We start from the raw sequence: 16098 nt of genomic DNA, 5'->3' as shown, positions 1-16098 counted from the left end.
ACTACTACATATAAATAAGACCCAAGCCTTTTGCATGGGTCTTATAATTTATCTAAAATATTCAGTTGTTATTTCATTCGCATCAGCCAATGCTTTACATCAACTTCTGCTTTAATCAAATCTTTTAAGTCTTCAATATTCACACGCTTTTGTTCCATTGTATCTCTGTGACGAATCGTAACTGTATTATTTTCAATACTTTCTCCGTCAACAGTAATACAAAAAGGTGTTCCGTTGGCATCTTGCCTTCTATAACGTCTTCCCACGGCATCTTTCTCGTCATATGTAACATTAAATTCCCATTTTAAATCATCGACTATACGTTTTGCCATCGATGTTAATGCTTCATCTTTTCTTACAAGAGGTAAAATGGCTGCTTTTGTCGGCGCTAAAACTGCTGGTAATTTTAAAACTGTTCTAGTTGCATTGTTTTCTAGTTCTTCTTCAACTAATGAGTTTGAAAATACAGCCAAGAACATACGATCTAAACCAATAGATGTTTCTAACACATACGGAGTATAGCTCTCATTAACCTCATGATCAAAATACTGTAATTTTTTTCCTGAGTATTCTTCATGTTGCTTTAAATCAAAGTCTGTACGCGAGTGAATTCCTTCTAATTCCTTAAATCCAAATGGAAACTTAAACTCAATATCAGTAGCAGCATCAGCGTAGTGCGCTAATTTTTCGTGATCATGAAAACGGTAGTTCGCTTCACCTAAACCAAGTGATTTGTGCCACTTCAATCTAGTATCCTTCCAATAGTCAAACCATTCTTTCTGAGTACCTGGTTTAATAAAAAACTGCATTTCCATTTGTTCAAACTCACGCATTCTAAAAATAAATTGCCTTGCCACAATTTCATTTCTAAAAGCCTTTCCTGTTTGTGCTATACCAAAAGGAATTTTCATACGTCCGGTTTTCTGAACATTCAAGAAATTGACAAAAATACCTTGCGCTGTTTCTGGTCGTAAGTACAAATCCATTGCTGTATCAGCAGAAGCTCCTAACTTGGTGCCAAACATTAAATTGAATTGCTTTACGTCTGTCCAGTTTTTACTTCCAGATAGAGGATCTGCAATTCCCAATTCTTCAATCAATGCTTTTACATCAGCTAAATCTTCTTTTTCTAAAGATTGCCCTAAACGCTTAAGAATAGTATCAATTTTTTCTTGGTAACCAAGAACTCTGCCATTTGTAGAAACAAATTCTTCTTTACTAAAAGCATCTCCAAAGCGTTTTTCAGCCTTTGCAATTTCCTTATTTATTTTAGCTTCAATTTTGGCACAATAATCTTCGACTAAGACATCTGCTCTGTAGCGTTTTTTAGAATCCTTATTATCAATTAGAGGATCGTTAAAGGCATCAACGTGTCCAGAAGCTTTCCAAGTTGTTGGATGCATAAATATTGCGGCATCAATACCTACTATATTATCATGCATCTGCACCATGGCTTTCCACCAATAATCACGTATGTTTTTCTTTAGTTCCGCTCCGTTTTGAGCATAATCGTACACTGCGCTAAGTCCATCGTAGATTTCACTACTCTGAAACACGTAACCATACTCTTTAGCGTGAGAGATTACTTTTTTGAATTTATCGTCGTTTGCCATGCTGCAAAAATAAAAAACCGCTCTGATTAACAGAGCGGTTTTCAAAAAATTATATAGTTACTTTATTTTAATTTTATACTTGTACTGCCAAGCTTAATGTTTTCATGGAAGACATTGACAAAATAATACCCCTTTACGAAGGGTTGATCTTCCTTATCTGCTTTAATCGTAGTGCAGATTTCTAAATTTTTATTGTTGTAATTAACAACTTCTTTTTTACTGTAAATTAAAGACGAATTCCCAAAAACAACCTCACCTTTATCTGATACTACATTACCTTCTGGGTTCACAATCTGTACATATACATCTTTTCTTCCTTTTTCTGTTAAAGGATTTTCAGTTAAGGTAATGCAGACGTCTATGGTATTAGCACGTTTAGCCCTTTCTGTATATCTTTTTTTACCTGACCTTAATTTATAAGCTTGTGCATTTAGATTAACAGCTTTTAAAATTGCTGCATTATGAATAGTTTTATTTAGCAAGTCATTAGTTTCTTCTAAATTGTTAATTGCAACAGTTTTCTTTTTTAAGGAATTCAAAGCATAGCGCTTCTCATTCTCTAATTTACTATTAACTGTATTAAGAGAATCTATAGTACTTAGCAGTACTTTACTCTTAGATTTTAAAACTATTAGTTGATCTTTAAATTTAGTAATGATTGATAAATCACCTTTTAACAGTTTCAAGGAATCTAAAGCATTCTTCGTTTCTAGCTTTGCTTCAAGGAGCTGCCTATCCATAAAACTATAATCTTCACTTAGTTCGTCATAACTTGTCAACATCTCAGATAGTTCATTTTCTATCAAAGATTTTTCTTGTTTTAAAAACTCCTCGTACGATTGAATGGATTTATAGTTTGCGAAACTATATATTCCTAAAACAGTTAAAACGACCAATAAAGAACTTATAATTAATCTGTAGTTAAATATATGAGGACTAACTATCATTATTAATTTTCTTAATTTAATGCGAAATTAAAGTTAATTGTAGTGTAATTTTATTTTAATCGATTAAATGATAATAAACTTGTTGAACTTGTTTTTTCCTAAGGTCTGCGAAGCATGTAACAATGTTTTAAACGATAATGAAGATGTAGTATGCATATTTTGCAGACATCAATTACCAATTACTAATTTTCACAATGATAGTTCTGATGCCGTTAAAAAAATAGTTTTTGGGCGCGTGAAACTAGAAAATGCAACTGCACTACTGCACTTTTCTAAAAAAGGAATTGTGCAACAATTACTTCATAATTTAAAATATAGAGGGCATGAGCAAATCAGTGGGTTTTTGGGTAAATGGTTAGGATCTGAACTCAGCACTATTGATGCATACAAAGCTATTGATGTTGTTATTCCTGTTCCACTATATAAAACAAAGCTGAGAAAACGAGGCTATAACCAAGTTGCTAAATTTGGTAAAGAAATTGCTAAAGCTATAAAAGCAGACTATAATGACACTATTTTAGTGAAAACTAAATCTACGCAGACACAAGTTTTTAAAGGTCGATTAACACGTTGGAATGATGATGGTGCCATATTCAGTATTACAGAAAAAGAATCTCTAAAAGGAAAACATATCTTATTGGTAGATGATATAATTACAACTGGCGCAACTGTAGAAACCTGTGCTTCAGTTTTGTTAAAAATTGATAATATTAAGTTAAGTCTTGCTACGATGGCAATTGCAGATTAAATTTTTCGTTTCTAACTAAATTATATTGTTTCTTTGTGCTAAATTATTTTATGTAGATGCGTTTACCTTTAATGCGAATTTTAAGTTTTGTTTGTATTGCTATTATCGTTGCGAGTTGTGCTAATCGTGGTAATCCAAATGGTGGCGAAAAAGACATAGAACCACCAGTTATTACGCAATCTATACCTGAAAATTTTTCTACTAATTTTAAAGGAGATGAGATTAGAATTTATTTCAATGAACTTGTAAAAGTAAAAGATCTGCGTAAACAGCTCATTGTTTCTCCACCAATGGATATAGATCCTGTTGTGACTCCAATGTCCGTGGCGAGTAATTACATTTCCATTAAAATAAAGGATACTTTAGAAGCCAATACCACTTATGCCTTTAATTTTGGCGAAAGTATAGTCGATAATAATGAAGGGAATCCTTATCCTTACTACCGATACGTATTTTCTACAGGAGATACTATTGATTCGCTTTCTGTTAAAGGATTTGTAGAAGATGCTTTGTTAGAAGAGCCAGATACATTTGTTTCAGTAATGTTATACGAGGTAGATTCAATCTACACAGACTCCCTCGTTTATAAAGAAAAACCAAGATATATTACCAATACTTTAGACAGTCTTACGAGCTTTAGTATTGATAATATTAAAGCTGGAAAGTATAAACTAGTCGCTTTAAAGGACAAAAACAGTAATTATAAGTTTGACCAAAAAGAAGACAAAATAGGGTTTAAAAAAGAATTTATTACCGTACCAACAGACTCATCTTACAAACTGACCTTATTTAATGAAGAGGTAAATTTTAAAGCTGTAAAACCAAAACAAGATGGTGAAACCAAAATCATTTTCCCATATGAAGGTGATTATAAATCTATGCGGATTAAGGTTTTAGGAGAAACACCAGAAGGTTATGACACTCGTATTGTAAAAGACGCTGAAAAAGATACACTACACTATTGGTATAAGCCAAAATTTGAAATTGACACTACTTTCTTCATAGTTACTAATGAAAAATACATTGACACCTTTAAACACCGTTTTAGAGCACTGAAAGCAGATTCACTTGAAATATCAGCTATAACAAAAGGTACATTAAATTTTGACCAAGATTTTACACTTCAAGGCAATATTCCATTTACCAAAATTGACACCTCAAAAATTAAACTGATTGACAAGGATTCATTATTTATTCCGTTTAAAGTAGAATATGATTCTATTTTTAACCGATACAAATTGCTTTTAGACAAACAAGAAGGTCAAAAATATCTCTTCACTATGTTACCAGAGACTTTCACTGATTTCTATGAAGGCAGTAATAAAGACACTCTAAATTATTCTTTTAGAACAAAAATGAAATCGGAATATGGTAATATAAGAGTTAATCTGAGGAATGCTCAACTTCCATTAATTGTTCAATTAGTCAATGACAGAGGTGTTGTTTTATATGAAAAATATGCAACTGAATCTCCTGTAGTAGATTTTACCGATTTATCACCTAGACAATATGCTTTGCGTGTTATATATGATACTAATGGAAATGGCAAATATGATACAGGAAATTATCTTCTAGGCATCCAACCTGAGCGTGTTAGTTATTCACCTCTAATTGATGAAACACGATCTAATTTTGATCAGATTATTGAATTTATTCTACTAGATTAAAATCATCTCTATCACTTAAAAAATTAAGCTTTTCACGATATTTTTTGATATGATCTTTCTCTAAAACAACAATTTCAGTGGCTTCTTTATTCTCAGGAGTAGAATCTATCCTATGTCCCAAGACATCATAAGCAGCAGAGTGTCCCGAATATTCGTGATTATTACCATCTAGTCCTACTCTATTCACACCAATACAATAAGCCATATTCTCAATAGCTCTTGCTTTTAAAAGCGCATCCCAAGCGTTAACTCTTACTTTAGGCCAATTAGCAACATAGAGTAAAAGGTCATAACTCTCCACATTTCTAGCCCAAACCGGAAAGCGCAAATCATAGCAAATAAGCGGGCAGATTTCCCAACCTTTATAATTGATAATTACTTTTTCATTACCTGCTGTATAAACTTTGTGCTCTCCAGCTAGAGTAAATGTATGTCGCTTATCGTAGTGCGTAATCTGTCCTGAAGGTTCAACACATACTAATCGATTGTAATAATTATTGTCTTCAGAAATCACTAAACTGCCGATAATCACAGCATTCTTTTCTTTAGTTTTGGTCTTAAGCCAAGAAATAGTTTCACCATCCATGGTTTCAGCAACTTCAGAAGCATTGATCGTAAAACCAGAGGTGAACATTTCTGGTAAAATAATTATATCAACACCATCTTTTATAGCATCGACCTTGTTGTTTAGTAAACGTCTATTTTCATTCGGGTTTTCCCAAACTAAGTTGGCCTGTATTAAAGCGACTTTGAGTTGATTTTGCATAGATTAAAATTACAATAATAAAATGTAATTGAAATTAAATATGTATTTTAAAGCTTAAAATTTTGAAACACTTTATGAAGAATCAAAAACTAACTATAATTATATTCCTCACCATAATTGTTGGTTACAACTTAAATGCACAAATCAGTTATTTTCCAGAACGCAATGCTGATTGGGAAACTAAGTCTTCAACCGTTTTTAACATTGATTCTATAAAATTAAATGAAGCCGTAGATTTTGCTAAAGCCAATGAATATTCAGGCTCAAGAGATTTAAGAATCGCCATATTAAAAGGTTTTGAACGCGAACCTTTTCATGACATTTTAGGACCAACAAAGAAAAGAGGTGGACCTGCAGGAATGATATTAAAGGACGGCTACGTCATTGCAAAATGGGGAGACACAAAGCGTGTCGATATGACATTTAGTGTTACAAAAAGCTTTTTATCTACTACTGTAGGCTTAGCTGTAGATGAAGGCCTAATATCATCCGAAACCGACAAAGTTGTAGATTATGTTTGGGATGGTACTTTTGACGGTGAGCATAATTCTAAAATCACTTGGGAACATTTATTACAACAAAATTCTGATTGGTCCGGAGAAATTTGGGGAGGAAAAGATTGGGCCGACCGTCCGCCAAGAAATGGTGGTTTAGATGATTGGAAAAACAGAAAACTGAAGGAACCAGGAACATTTATGGAATACAACGATGTGCGAGTTAATGTGCTAGCATATTCCTCATTACAAGTATGGAGAAAACCATTACCGCAAGTTCTTAAAGAAAATCTCATGGACAAGATTGGAGCTTCAACTACTTGGAGATGGTTTGGTTACGATAATGCGTGGGCGACCATAGATGGTTTAAAAATGAAATCAGTAACAGGTGGAGGACACTCTGGAGCTGGTCTGTTCATTTCTACCGAAGACATGGCAAGGTTTGGTCTCTTATTTCTGAATGACGGCCAATGGAAAGACGAAACAATAATTAGCAAAGACTGGATTAAAAAAGCGACAACCCCCTCCACCCCAAATGTAAATTATGGCTACATGTGGTGGTTAAACAAAAAAGGACCAAGGCATTGGGAAAACGTATCAGAGGATATCTATTATGCAGCTGGTTTTGGAGGTAATTTTATAATCATAGATAAGGCGCAAAACATAGTCATTGTTACACGTTGGTTAGAGCCTTCAAAAATTGAAGCGTTTATGCAAACATTTACAAAAGCGTTAGAGACCAATTAGCGGTCTCTAAGTTTCTTTATGGCACAATAAAATAGCGTTCAGCGAACGACTTATTGGTTATATTTTGCTTTTTGCTTTTTCTAACTTTTCAGTCAGTTTTTCAAGCTTTTCAAGATATTTCTTTTCATCTTCAGGAGATAATTTCCCTTTCTTTTTTAGCTTTTCGTATTTCTTTTGGGTCTTTTCAAGATTTCCTTGAGCTTTTTCAAAGTTCTTTTGAAGTTTCTCGTTCTTCTTTAATTCCTTTTCAGCTTTCTTTTGCGCTTTTTCTGCCTTTTTTTGAGCCTTTTCAGCTTTTTTTGCCTCTTTTTCGAGCTTTTCGGCTTCTTTTTCAGCTTTATCGGCCATTTTTAACTTTTCTGAAATGGCAGCTGCCTCTTTCAAAATGGCCATTTTTTCTTCAAGATTTAGCGTTTCTGTTACATCTTCTCCCTCTAAGAAGATTTTTTCTTTTTTCACTTCATATGTTTTTCCATCTTTCTCAACCTTTTGAGCAAATGATGTTAACGAAAATGCCAAGAATAAAAGTATAATGTAATATTTCATATTTTTAATTTTTATGTTCTTCTATAAGACACAGGAATTTACAAAAAGTAACTTATAAAGGCTTAAATTTTGCATAAAATTTCTGAAGCTTTAATCAAAGTTTCGTCAGTTTTAGCAAAACAAAAGCGAAGTACCTTATCATCTTTCCCTTTTTCATTAAAAACGGAAAGCGGAATTGAAGCAATATTAAATTCCTTTGTCAATCGCTTTGCATAATCTAAATCGTATTCATCTGTGATTTCAGAATAATCTAGAACCTGAAAATAAGTACCCTTTGAGGGTTTGAACTTAAATCTAGATTCTGAAATTAAACTTAGAAATAAATCACGTTTTTGCTGAAAAAATGAATTCAATCCTAAATAGGTTTCCGCATCTTGCATGTAATCTGCAATCCCTTTTTGAGCAGGATGATTTACAGAAAACACATTAAACTGATGTACTTTTCTGAACTCAGACATTAGGTATTCTGGTGCACAACAATACCCAACTTTCCAACCTGTATTGTGAAATGTCTTTCCAAAAGAAGCCGTTATAAAACTGCGTTGTTTTAAATCTTTAAATAGACATACACTTTGATGTTGTTCTTCATCAAAAATTATATGCTCATATACCTCATCACTCAATACGATGATATTAGTGTCTTTGGTTAACTTTTGAAGTTGTAACATATCAGCCGCAGACCAAATCGTTCCACTAGGATTATGAGGTGAGTTAATCATAATCATCTTGGTTTTGCTCGTTATTTTTGAAGCGACTTCTTCCCAATTTACTTTATAATCTGGTGCAGACAATTGAATCGTAATTGCTTTTCCTCCATTAATTTCAACAGCTGGTTCGTAACAATCGTAAGCTGGTTTAAAAATAATAACCTCGTCGTTTGGTCTCACAAAAGCTGAAACAATATTATAAATTGCTTGAGTTGCACCAGCTGTAACTGTGATTTCTTTTTCAGGATGGTAGGTAGAGTTGTAGAGTAACTCATATTTATTAGAAATGACTAAACGCAAATCTAAATTTCCAGCCATTGGTGCATATTGGTTGTAACCATTGTTCATAGCTGCAGTGACCAAATCATTTAGCTTTTGAGAACTCGGATAATTTGGGAAACCTTGCGATAAGTTCAGTGCATTATACTCATTAGCTAAAGCACTCATTACTGTGAAAATTGTAGTGCCAACATTTGGCAATTTAGATTGGTGTTGCATAACTTGAAAGATACTAAATCTGTTGAGATTTCGTTTAGCTTATATGTCAAAAATTACTGTTCTCTTATTACTTCTTCTAGCCTTTGATTGTCAATCGGAAAAAGAAAAGGAAATCGTTTCAATTAAAATTGAAACTAATAAAGAAAAGGTGAAAATAGAAGCGACCAAAGAATTAGAAATAGATTCGTTGAAATTGAACATTAACTTCAAACCAAAAGGTAATTACACAACCATCACCAATAAAATTAAAACTGACCAAAACTATTTTAAAGATTTATATAACTCAAATAAAACCAAAGCTATTGATAGCGCATCAAAATAAATCTACTCTAAATTACTAAATGATATTGTGCCTCATTGGTATGAAACCAAATGGGATTTTAACGGCCATACTAATATACCTAATGATGGAGAAATTGCATGTAGTTATTTTGTTTCTACTACTCTAAAACGTTTAGGATTTAATCTAAATCGCTATAAAATGGCACAAGCTGCTGGTTTAGATGAAGCTAAACTTTTACATGCTAAATCTGAACTTAAAATTTACTCAAATCTTACATATACAGAGTTAAAAAATAAAGTAAATAAAGTCTATTCTGATGGGATTTACTTCGTTGGACTCGATAATCATGTTGGTTATGTTCTCATAAAAGATAAAGAACTATACTTTTTACACTCCAGTTATTGTGATGATAAAGTTGTGATAGAATTAGCAGAAACCTCGCTTTGTTTTGGTTCTAATATTTATGTTTTTGCAGAGATTACAACGAATCATAAATTGATAAAGCGTTGGATTTTTAAAGAACATTTGAGTATTCCCGTTAATTGATCGAAGGCATAAAAACCCTCACGTCCCGATAGTTATCGGGACTGCGAGGGTTAATTTATAATATTAGTTTCAATTTATAAAATTCCTGCCGTTGCAGGAATGATATTAATAGCGATAATGTTCAGGCTTATAAGGGCCTTCAACTTTAACACCAATATAATCAGCTTGGTATTCTGCTAATTCAGTAAGCTCAACACCAATTTTTTCTAAGTGTAATTTTGCTACTTTTTCATCTAAATGCTTTGGTAACATATAGACATCGTTTCCGTATGCATCAGCATTTTTCCAAAGTTCTATCTGTGCTAAGGTTTGGTTAGTAAATGAGTTACTCATTACAAAACTTGGATGGCCAGTTGCACAACCTAAGTTGACTAAACGACCTTCAGCTAAGATAATGATGTCTTTTCCATCAACAGTGTATTTATCAACCTGTGGCTTAATGGTATCTTTAGTATTGCCGTGGTTTTCGTTCAACCAAGCCATTTGTATTTCATTATCAAAGTGACCAATATTACACACTATGGTTTTATCCTTCATAGCTTCAAAATGCTCAGCTCTAACAATGTCTTTATTTCCTGTCGTAGTAATAACAATATCAGAGTTACCAACAACAGTTTCTAATTTCTTTACTTCAAAACCGTCCATTGCAGCCTGTAAAGCACAGATAGGATCAATTTCAGTAACCGTTACAATACTTCCTGCACCTTTAAAAGAAGCCGCAGTTCCTTTACCAACATCACCATAACCACAAACGGTTACACGTTTGCCTGCTAACATAATATCTGTTGCTCTACGAATTGCATCTACCGCAGATTCTTTACAACCATATTTATTGTCAAATTTAGATTTAGTTACCGAATCATTGACGTTGATTGCTGGCATTGGTAATGTTCCATTTTTTACACGCTCGTAAAGTCTGTGGACACCCGTTGTAGTTTCTTCAGATAAACCATTAATGCCTTCAGCTAAATGAGGATATTTATCTAAAACCATATTGGTTAAATCACCACCATCATCTAAAATCATGTTTAATGGCTTGCGATCTTCTCCAAAAAATAAAGTTTGTTCTATACACCAATCAAATTCTTCTTCTGTCATGTCTTTCCAAGCATAAACTGCTGTACCTGCATCTGCAATGGCAGCAGCTGCTTGATCTTGAGTAGAAAAGATATTACAAGAACTCCAAGTAACCTCAGCACCCAAGGCTTGCAAAGTTTCTATTAAAACTGCTGTTTGTATGGTCATATGCAGACATCCAGCAATACGTGCACCTTTTAAAGGTTGCTCATTTTTATATTCTTCTCTAAGACTCATTAGACCTGGCATTTCTGCTTCGGCTAATTCAATCTCTTTTCTTCCCCAAGCCGCAAGCGACATATCTTTTACCTTATTTGGTACGTAAGCAATTGTTTTTGTACTCATATTCTTTTCTTCTTTGTTTTTATATTATGAAACACCTTTGGGATTAGCACTTAAAATAGTTAAATTCGCTCATCAAAAAATGCCAAATTCGCCTAAGGCGATGCAAAGATAATCAATAGGATTCAGAATATTAAATGCCACTCTATAAATCCCTTAGCGTAAACTCACAAACTACTGTTAAAATCTGGAAGATTGAAGAGTCTTATGACGATTTAATACAACCTTTAAATTTAAAACCTAATAGCTTAGAACGTGTTTTAGGCATGAAAAGTGAGCTACATCAACGTGGATTTTTAAGTGTAAGACATTTGTTGCGCGAGTTCGGTTATACAGATCAAGATTTATATTACGATAACTACGGAAAACCACACTTAAAAGACGGCAAACACATTTCTATAACACATTCCTTTATATTTTCTGGTGTTATTGTTAGTGATGACGAAGTCGGGATAGATATAGAAAAACAGCGTGATAAAATTGGAATTATAGCGCACAAGTTTGTGGACTATGAGTTTAATTATTTAAACAAAGAAGCTGAAGATTACATAAGAAAACTCACTATAATTTGGGGTATTAAAGAATCGTTATACAAATTATTTGCCACGCCAGGTATGCTATTTAGAGAACATTTTTTAGCTATTCCGTTTATGATTGAAGATGGTAAAACTGTTGCTTGGATAGATTATGAAGGTAAAAAATATAGGTACAATACTGCATTTTTAGAATTTGAAGGTTTTACCTGTGCTTACGTTGTACCATAATGAGTGGCCTCTATGAACATATGATTGCTGCAAAAGCAAAAGGCGAAAAACTTTTAGCTGTTTTAATCGATCCTGATAAAATGAAACTTGAAACGGTTTCAAACTTTATTTCTAAAGTCAATCAATCTGTGGCAACACATATTTTTGTAGGAGGAAGTGAAGTTGGCGAGGGAACAACTGAAATTTTGGTTGAAGAAATAAAAAAACATACAGATTTACCAATAATATTATTTCCTGGTGATGTTATTCAAATTACAGACAAAGCAGATGGTATTTTGTTTTTGTCTTTAATTTCGGGAAGAAATCCAGACTATTTGATTGGGAAGCATGTCGAAGCAGTTTCAAAATTAAGAGATACAACTTTAGAGGTTATACCAACAGGTTATATACTCATTAAAAACGGAAAACAAACTTCTGTGGAACGTGTAAGTCAGACAAAACCTTTAAAAAGAGATGATGTTAAAACCATAAAAAATACAGCAAAAGCTGGAGAACTTTTAGGTATGAAACTCATTTATCTTGAAGCAGGAAGTGGAGCAACTCACGCTATTGAAACAAACATTATTTCAAAAGTAATGCAAGAACTAAATATACCATTGATTGTTGGTGGAGGAATTAGGTCTAAGATAGAATTAGAATCCGCTTATAAAGCTGGTGCTGATTTAGTAGTTATTGGAACCGCTTTTGAACAAGATGAAACATTCTTTGATGAATTAAAAAAATAGAAAAAGGAAAAAGAAAAGAGAAACCAGAAGGTAATTAAGACGTCTATATTCTTTTATCTATTTTCAATAATCTCACATTTATGAAAATATCAATAGATTTAACACTAACGCCATTACAAGACAATTATGAATCTCATATTATTGACTTTATAAGAAATTTAAGAGCTTCAGAATTCACGGTTCTAGAGAACCCCTTAAGCACACAAATTTATGGAGACATTGATAGGTTAATGCCGTTTTTAACTCAAGAAATAAAGCGTTCATTCTCAGAATTGGATATAGCAGTATTACAAATGAAAATTGTAAAAACAGATCGAAGCGATTATGAACCACATTTTTGATTTTCTTTTTGCTCAGTATTCAGAATATGAGACTGCAGATATCGTTTTAGAAATTGTAGCTGTAATTTTTGGCTTTTTGTCTGTTTGGTTTTCTAAGCAAAACAAAATTTGGGTGTTCCCAACAGGTATGATAAGTACCATGATCTTCGTTTACCTATTATTAAAATGGGAGTTATTAGGTGATATGATGATTAACGCTTATTACTTTGCAATGAGCGTTTATGGTTGGTTTATTTGGACGCGGAAAGTTGATGATACTCATGTTACTCCTATTTCGAGAACGACACTCAAAGAAAAAAAAATAAGTATTCTCATCTTTATGGCTACACTTATTTTTGTGTTTATAGTCTATAAAACGTTTGATAAATGGACGAGTTGGGTTGCCTATGCAGACACACTTACAACAGCCATCTTTTTTGTAGGAATGTGGCTAATGGCTCGACGGAAAATTGAAAACTGGATATTCTGGATTATAGGTGATATCATATCTGTACCTTTGTATATGTATAAAGGATTTACCTTTACAAGTTTTCAGTATTTTGGATTTACAATTATTGCCATTTTTGGTTATTTAGCATGGAAGAAGCACTTAAACAACAACCTAGCAACTGCATAAAAGTAGTTTTGTTCGGACCTGAATCTACTGGTAAAACAACACTATCTCGCCAACTGGCCAGACATTACAATTCTGTTTGGGTGCGTGAATATGCTCGAGAATATTTACAGGACAAATGGAATAATGAACGTAAAACCTGCGAGCCAAAAGATTTATTACCTATTGCAATAGGGCAAATGAAACTTGAAAATAAATTGGCTCAAAAAACAGACTCAGTTTTAATTTGCGATACAGATTTATTAGAAACTAAAGTTTATAGCGAAGCATATTACTCAGGTACATGTGACCCGATTTTAGAGACATATGCTCTAAAAAATTCTTATGATCTTTACTTTTTAACATATATTGACACGCCTTGGGAAGCTGACGACCTAAGGGATAAACCCAATGAAAGAGAACGTATGTTCAACGCATTTGAAACTGCTCTAAAAACCTACAATAAACCTTACGTTTTATTAAAAGGAAGTAAAACCGAGCGTCTTAAAATTGCTGTTCAGCATATTGATAAGCTCCTAAAAAAGAAGTTATGAGTTTTACAGAAAAAGATATAAAGCAAATAGAGTCTAAAGGATTAACTCAAGATGCCGTTAAAAAGCAAATCGGCGTTTTTGAAACTGGAATTCCATTTACCAACATTGCCAATGCAGCAACATTAAATAGTGGAATCATAGAATTAAATGATGAGACTATAAATATCTATATTTCCTTATTTGAGGCTGAAAAAAATAGCAAATCTTTATTGAAATTTGTCCCTGCATCAGGTGCTGCAACCAGAATGTTTAAATTTTTATTTCAATTTATTAATGAATATAATCCTAAGGATCAATCTCTCAACTCTTACATTAATAAAAAAGGCTTGAAGGATTTGTCCTTATTCATGGTGGGTTTAGAGAAATTCCCATTTTATAAACAGATTATTGAATTACTTAAAACTAAAGGCATTTCTTTTGAATCTTTACCAACACAAGAAAAAGTTTGGCAATTTGCCAAAGCAATGTTAGATCAAAATCAATTGAATTTCGGTAATCAACCGAAAGGATTATTGCCATTTCATGAATATAAGAACAACCATATCTCTACAGCTTTTGAAGAACATTTGTATGAGGCAGCATTATATGCGTCTAGCGATGGATTGGCAAAGCTTCATTTTACAATTTCGCAAGTTTACGAAGACAAGTTTTCCGAGGAATTTAAGCGTATTCAAGATCATGTAGAAGAAAATACAGGTGTAAAATTCGATATCTCATTTTCTTACCAACAGCAATCCACAGATACCATTGCTGTAACACTAAATAATAATCCGTTTAGAAAAGCAGATGGTTCCATTTTGTTTAGACCATCTGGTCATGGCGCTCTATTAAAGAACTTAAATGCTTTAGATACTGATATTATCTTTATCAAAAACATAGATAACGTCGTTGTAAAGAAGTACAAAGGTGAAGTTGCTAAGTACAAAATTGTTTTAGCCGGAATTCTATTAAAACTACAAAACAAGACTTTTGAGTTTTTGAAACTATTAGATAAAAATAATATCTCAGACGCATCGCTAAAAACTATTGAGGATTTTTTAACTCAAGAATTATGTGTAAAAATATCACCTGAATACAAAAAATATTCAAACAGATATAAATTAGAATATTTACAAGAAAAACTAAATCGACCTATCCGTATTTGCGGAATGGTGAAAAATGAAGGTGAACCTGGTGGAGGCCCTTTTTGGGTAAAAGACCAATACTCTGACCAATCACTTCAAATAGTAGAGTCTGCACAAATTAATTTAAAAGACAATAAACAAAAAGCAATTTTAGAAAATGCCACACATTTTAACCCCGTAGATTTAGTTTGTGGTGTTAAAAATTATAAAGGTGAAAAATTTGATTTAGAAAACTATGTAGATCATAATGCCGCTTTTATTAGTTCAAAAACTCAAATGGGTAAAGATTTAAAAGCGCTAGAACTACCTGGACTTTGGAATGGTAGTATGGCACATTGGAATACTATTTTTGTTGAAGTACCAATTATTACATTTAATCCGGTAAAGACGGTTAATGACTTACTCAAAGCACCACATCAAATTAAAGAATAGTGGACACTGATTTACTTAAATCTGAATTATCTTATAAATACGTCCGAAGCTCAGGTAGTGGTGGACAACACGTCAACAAAGTATCTTCAAAAGCAGAACTGTATTTCAACATCAAAGATTCTCAAGTCTTTAATGAAGACGAAAAGCAAAAGCTTTCTGATTTTTTTACAAATCGATTAAATAAAGAAGGCGTATTAATATTAGCATGCGATGAAAGCAGAAGCCAGTTTAGAAATAAAGCTATAGTAACTCAGCGTTTTTTAGAATTAATTGAGGAAGGCTTAAAAGAAGAAAAAGAGCGTATTAAAACAAAGATTCCTAAAGCTGTAAAGAGAAAACGATTAGCCAATAAACGAAAAACTTCAGAAAAAAAAGCTAGTCGTAAAAAACCTAATGTTGACTAAAATAAATAATCAATAATTATTTGTCAATAATCATTAGTTACTATCTTTGCAGCGTTCTCAAAAAAGGGGTGCCAATAAGTGGCTGAGATCATACCCATTGAACCTAGAACAGGTAATGCTGTTTAGGAACCAAGAATGTTATCGTCATTGTGAGATGTTTTACGTCGTGGCAATCTTTCGG

At 32.9% G+C, this 16098-nt stretch carries 18 protein-coding genes; 12 read left to right on the top strand and 6 right to left on the bottom strand.

Annotated elements, in window-relative coordinates:
* Positions 1-68: 68 nt before the first annotated feature.
* Positions 69-1613, bottom strand: coding sequence for a glycine--tRNA ligase (locus SJY34_RS12950; RefSeq protein WP_400076284.1), 1545 nt, complete (start codon positions 1611-1613; stop codon positions 69-71).
* A 62-nt stretch (positions 1614-1675) separates the two neighbouring features.
* Complete coding sequence (locus SJY34_RS12945) at positions 1676-2560, bottom strand: hypothetical protein (RefSeq protein WP_400076282.1); 885 nt, start codon at positions 2558-2560, stop codon at positions 1676-1678.
* Positions 2561-2648: 88 nt separating this feature from the next.
* Between SJY34_RS12945 and SJY34_RS12940 the strand changes: the two genes are divergently transcribed.
* Both SJY34_RS12940 and SJY34_RS12935 read left to right on the top strand, forming a co-directional pair.
* A complete protein-coding gene (locus tag SJY34_RS12940; RefSeq protein ID WP_400076280.1) occupies positions 2649-3308 on the top strand; it encodes a ComF family protein in 660 nt (219 codons plus the stop codon).
* 56 nt (positions 3309-3364) lie between these two features.
* Positions 3365-4975, top strand: coding sequence for an Ig-like domain-containing protein (locus SJY34_RS12935; RefSeq protein WP_400076279.1), 1611 nt, complete (start codon positions 3365-3367; stop codon positions 4973-4975).
* Here SJY34_RS12935 and SJY34_RS12930 read toward each other — a convergent pair.
* A complete protein-coding gene (locus SJY34_RS12930; protein ID WP_400076277.1) occupies positions 4959-5741 on the bottom strand; it encodes an amidohydrolase in 783 nt (260 codons plus the stop codon). The two genes, SJY34_RS12935 and SJY34_RS12930, sit on opposite strands and share 17 nt — an antisense overlap.
* Positions 5742-5815: 74 nt before the next feature.
* Here SJY34_RS12930 and SJY34_RS12925 point away from each other — a divergent pair, with 74 nt between their 5' ends.
* The gene (locus tag SJY34_RS12925) at positions 5816-6982 is read left to right on the top strand and encodes a serine hydrolase domain-containing protein (RefSeq protein WP_400076275.1); all 1167 of its coding nucleotides are present in this window, start codon (positions 5816-5818) and stop codon (positions 6980-6982) included.
* A 57-nt stretch (positions 6983-7039) separates the two neighbouring features.
* Here SJY34_RS12925 and SJY34_RS12920 read toward each other — a convergent pair whose 3' ends face one another.
* Both SJY34_RS12920 and SJY34_RS12915 read right to left on the bottom strand, forming a co-directional pair.
* Positions 7040-7528 (bottom strand): hypothetical protein, encoded by a 489-nt coding sequence (locus SJY34_RS12920; RefSeq protein ID WP_400076273.1) that lies wholly within the window; start codon positions 7526-7528, stop codon positions 7040-7042.
* 62 nt (positions 7529-7590) lie between these two features.
* A complete protein-coding gene (locus SJY34_RS12915; RefSeq protein ID WP_400076271.1) occupies positions 7591-8733 on the bottom strand; it encodes a methionine aminotransferase in 1143 nt (380 codons plus the stop codon).
* A gap of 43 nt (positions 8734-8776) precedes the next feature.
* On the opposite strand from SJY34_RS12915, the gene SJY34_RS12910 reads away from it, so the two are divergent.
* On the top strand, positions 8777-9055 hold the full coding sequence (locus SJY34_RS12910; protein ID WP_400076270.1) for a hypothetical protein: 279 nt from the start codon (positions 8777-8779) through the stop codon (positions 9053-9055).
* A 27-nt stretch (positions 9056-9082) separates the two neighbouring features.
* Complete coding sequence (locus SJY34_RS12905) at positions 9083-9562, top strand: hypothetical protein (protein WP_400076268.1); 480 nt, start codon at positions 9083-9085, stop codon at positions 9560-9562.
* Between the two features lie 105 nt (positions 9563-9667).
* Here the strand turns inward: SJY34_RS12905 and ahcY are convergent, their stop codons facing one another.
* Entirely contained in the window at positions 9668-10984 is a 1317-nt protein-coding gene (gene ahcY / locus SJY34_RS12900; RefSeq protein ID WP_400076267.1) for an adenosylhomocysteinase, read from the bottom strand.
* A 134-nt stretch (positions 10985-11118) separates the two neighbouring features.
* Between ahcY and SJY34_RS12895 the strand changes: the two genes are divergently transcribed.
* The 7 genes from SJY34_RS12895 (at position 11119) to arfB (ending at position 15917) form a co-directional block, all read left to right on the top strand.
* The gene (locus SJY34_RS12895) at positions 11119-11745 is read left to right on the top strand and encodes a 4'-phosphopantetheinyl transferase family protein (RefSeq protein WP_400076265.1); all 627 of its coding nucleotides are present in this window, start codon (positions 11119-11121) and stop codon (positions 11743-11745) included.
* Positions 11745-12470 carry a geranylgeranylglyceryl/heptaprenylglyceryl phosphate synthase gene (locus SJY34_RS12890; protein ID WP_400076263.1) on the top strand — a complete coding sequence of 242 codons (726 nt, stop codon included), beginning with the start codon at positions 11745-11747 and terminating at the stop codon, positions 12468-12470. Before SJY34_RS12895 ends, SJY34_RS12890 begins: the two co-directional genes overlap by 1 nt.
* 80 nt (positions 12471-12550) lie before the next feature.
* Positions 12551-12811: a hypothetical protein gene (locus SJY34_RS12885; RefSeq protein ID WP_400076261.1), complete on the top strand. Its 261-nt coding sequence runs from the start codon at positions 12551-12553 to the stop codon at positions 12809-12811.
* On the top strand, positions 12795-13427 hold the full coding sequence (gene pnuC, locus SJY34_RS12880) for a nicotinamide riboside transporter PnuC (protein ID WP_400076259.1): 633 nt from the start codon (positions 12795-12797) through the stop codon (positions 13425-13427). The genes SJY34_RS12885 and pnuC overlap by 17 nt, the downstream gene beginning before the upstream one ends.
* Positions 13388-13957, top strand: a complete 570-nt coding sequence (locus tag SJY34_RS12875; protein ID WP_400076257.1) for an AAA family ATPase — start codon at positions 13388-13390, stop codon at positions 13955-13957. The genes pnuC and SJY34_RS12875 overlap by 40 nt, the downstream gene beginning before the upstream one ends.
* Entirely contained in the window at positions 13954-15513 is a 1560-nt protein-coding gene (locus tag SJY34_RS12870; protein WP_400076255.1) for a DUF4301 family protein, read from the top strand. The genes SJY34_RS12875 and SJY34_RS12870 overlap by 4 nt, the downstream gene beginning before the upstream one ends.
* Positions 15513-15917 (top strand): alternative ribosome rescue aminoacyl-tRNA hydrolase ArfB, encoded by a 405-nt coding sequence (arfB, locus tag SJY34_RS12865; RefSeq protein ID WP_400076253.1) that lies wholly within the window; start codon positions 15513-15515, stop codon positions 15915-15917. Before SJY34_RS12870 ends, arfB begins: the two co-directional genes overlap by 1 nt.
* Positions 15918-16098: the final 181 nt, after the last annotated feature.

It is taken from the genome of Winogradskyella sp. R77965, assembly GCF_044594915.1.
Classification (GTDB): domain Bacteria; phylum Bacteroidota; class Bacteroidia; order Flavobacteriales; family Flavobacteriaceae; genus Winogradskyella.
The sequence above is the reverse complement of the archived record's forward strand: the minus strand, read 5'-3'. Positions and strand labels throughout refer to the sequence as shown.

What these genes read in the sequence shown, in the direction of transcription:
- SJY34_RS12910 (WP_400076270.1), top strand. Translation starts at nt 8,777, where the DNA reads ATGTCAAAAATTACTGTTCTCTTATTACTTCTTCTAGCCTTTGATTGT.
- SJY34_RS12935 (WP_400076279.1), top strand. Translation starts at nt 3,365, where the DNA reads ATGCGTTTACCTTTAATGCGAATTTTAAGTTTTGTTTGTATTGCTATT.
- SJY34_RS12915 (WP_400076271.1), bottom strand. Translation starts at nt 8,733, where the DNA reads ATGCAACACCAATCTAAATTGCCAAATGTTGGCACTACAATTTTCACA.
- SJY34_RS12945 (WP_400076282.1), bottom strand. Translation starts at nt 2,560, where the DNA reads ATGATAGTTAGTCCTCATATATTTAACTACAGATTAATTATAAGTTCT.
- SJY34_RS12885 (WP_400076261.1), top strand. Translation starts at nt 12,551, where the DNA reads ATGAAAATATCAATAGATTTAACACTAACGCCATTACAAGACAATTAT.
- pnuC (WP_400076259.1), top strand. Translation starts at nt 12,795, where the DNA reads ATGAACCACATTTTTGATTTTCTTTTTGCTCAGTATTCAGAATATGAG.
- SJY34_RS12870 (WP_400076255.1), top strand. Translation starts at nt 13,954, where the DNA reads ATGAGTTTTACAGAAAAAGATATAAAGCAAATAGAGTCTAAAGGATTA.
- SJY34_RS12895 (WP_400076265.1), top strand. Translation starts at nt 11,119, where the DNA reads ATGCCACTCTATAAATCCCTTAGCGTAAACTCACAAACTACTGTTAAA.
- SJY34_RS12925 (WP_400076275.1), top strand. Translation starts at nt 5,816, where the DNA reads ATGAAGAATCAAAAACTAACTATAATTATATTCCTCACCATAATTGTT.
- SJY34_RS12890 (WP_400076263.1), top strand. Translation starts at nt 11,745, where the DNA reads ATGAGTGGCCTCTATGAACATATGATTGCTGCAAAAGCAAAAGGCGAA.
- SJY34_RS12930 (WP_400076277.1), bottom strand. Translation starts at nt 5,741, where the DNA reads ATGCAAAATCAACTCAAAGTCGCTTTAATACAGGCCAACTTAGTTTGG.
- SJY34_RS12950 (WP_400076284.1), bottom strand. Translation starts at nt 1,613, where the DNA reads ATGGCAAACGACGATAAATTCAAAAAAGTAATCTCTCACGCTAAAGAG.
- ahcY (WP_400076267.1), bottom strand. Translation starts at nt 10,984, where the DNA reads ATGAGTACAAAAACAATTGCTTACGTACCAAATAAGGTAAAAGATATG.
- SJY34_RS12920 (WP_400076273.1), bottom strand. Translation starts at nt 7,528, where the DNA reads ATGAAATATTACATTATACTTTTATTCTTGGCATTTTCGTTAACATCA.
- SJY34_RS12875 (WP_400076257.1), top strand. Translation starts at nt 13,388, where the DNA reads ATGGAAGAAGCACTTAAACAACAACCTAGCAACTGCATAAAAGTAGTT.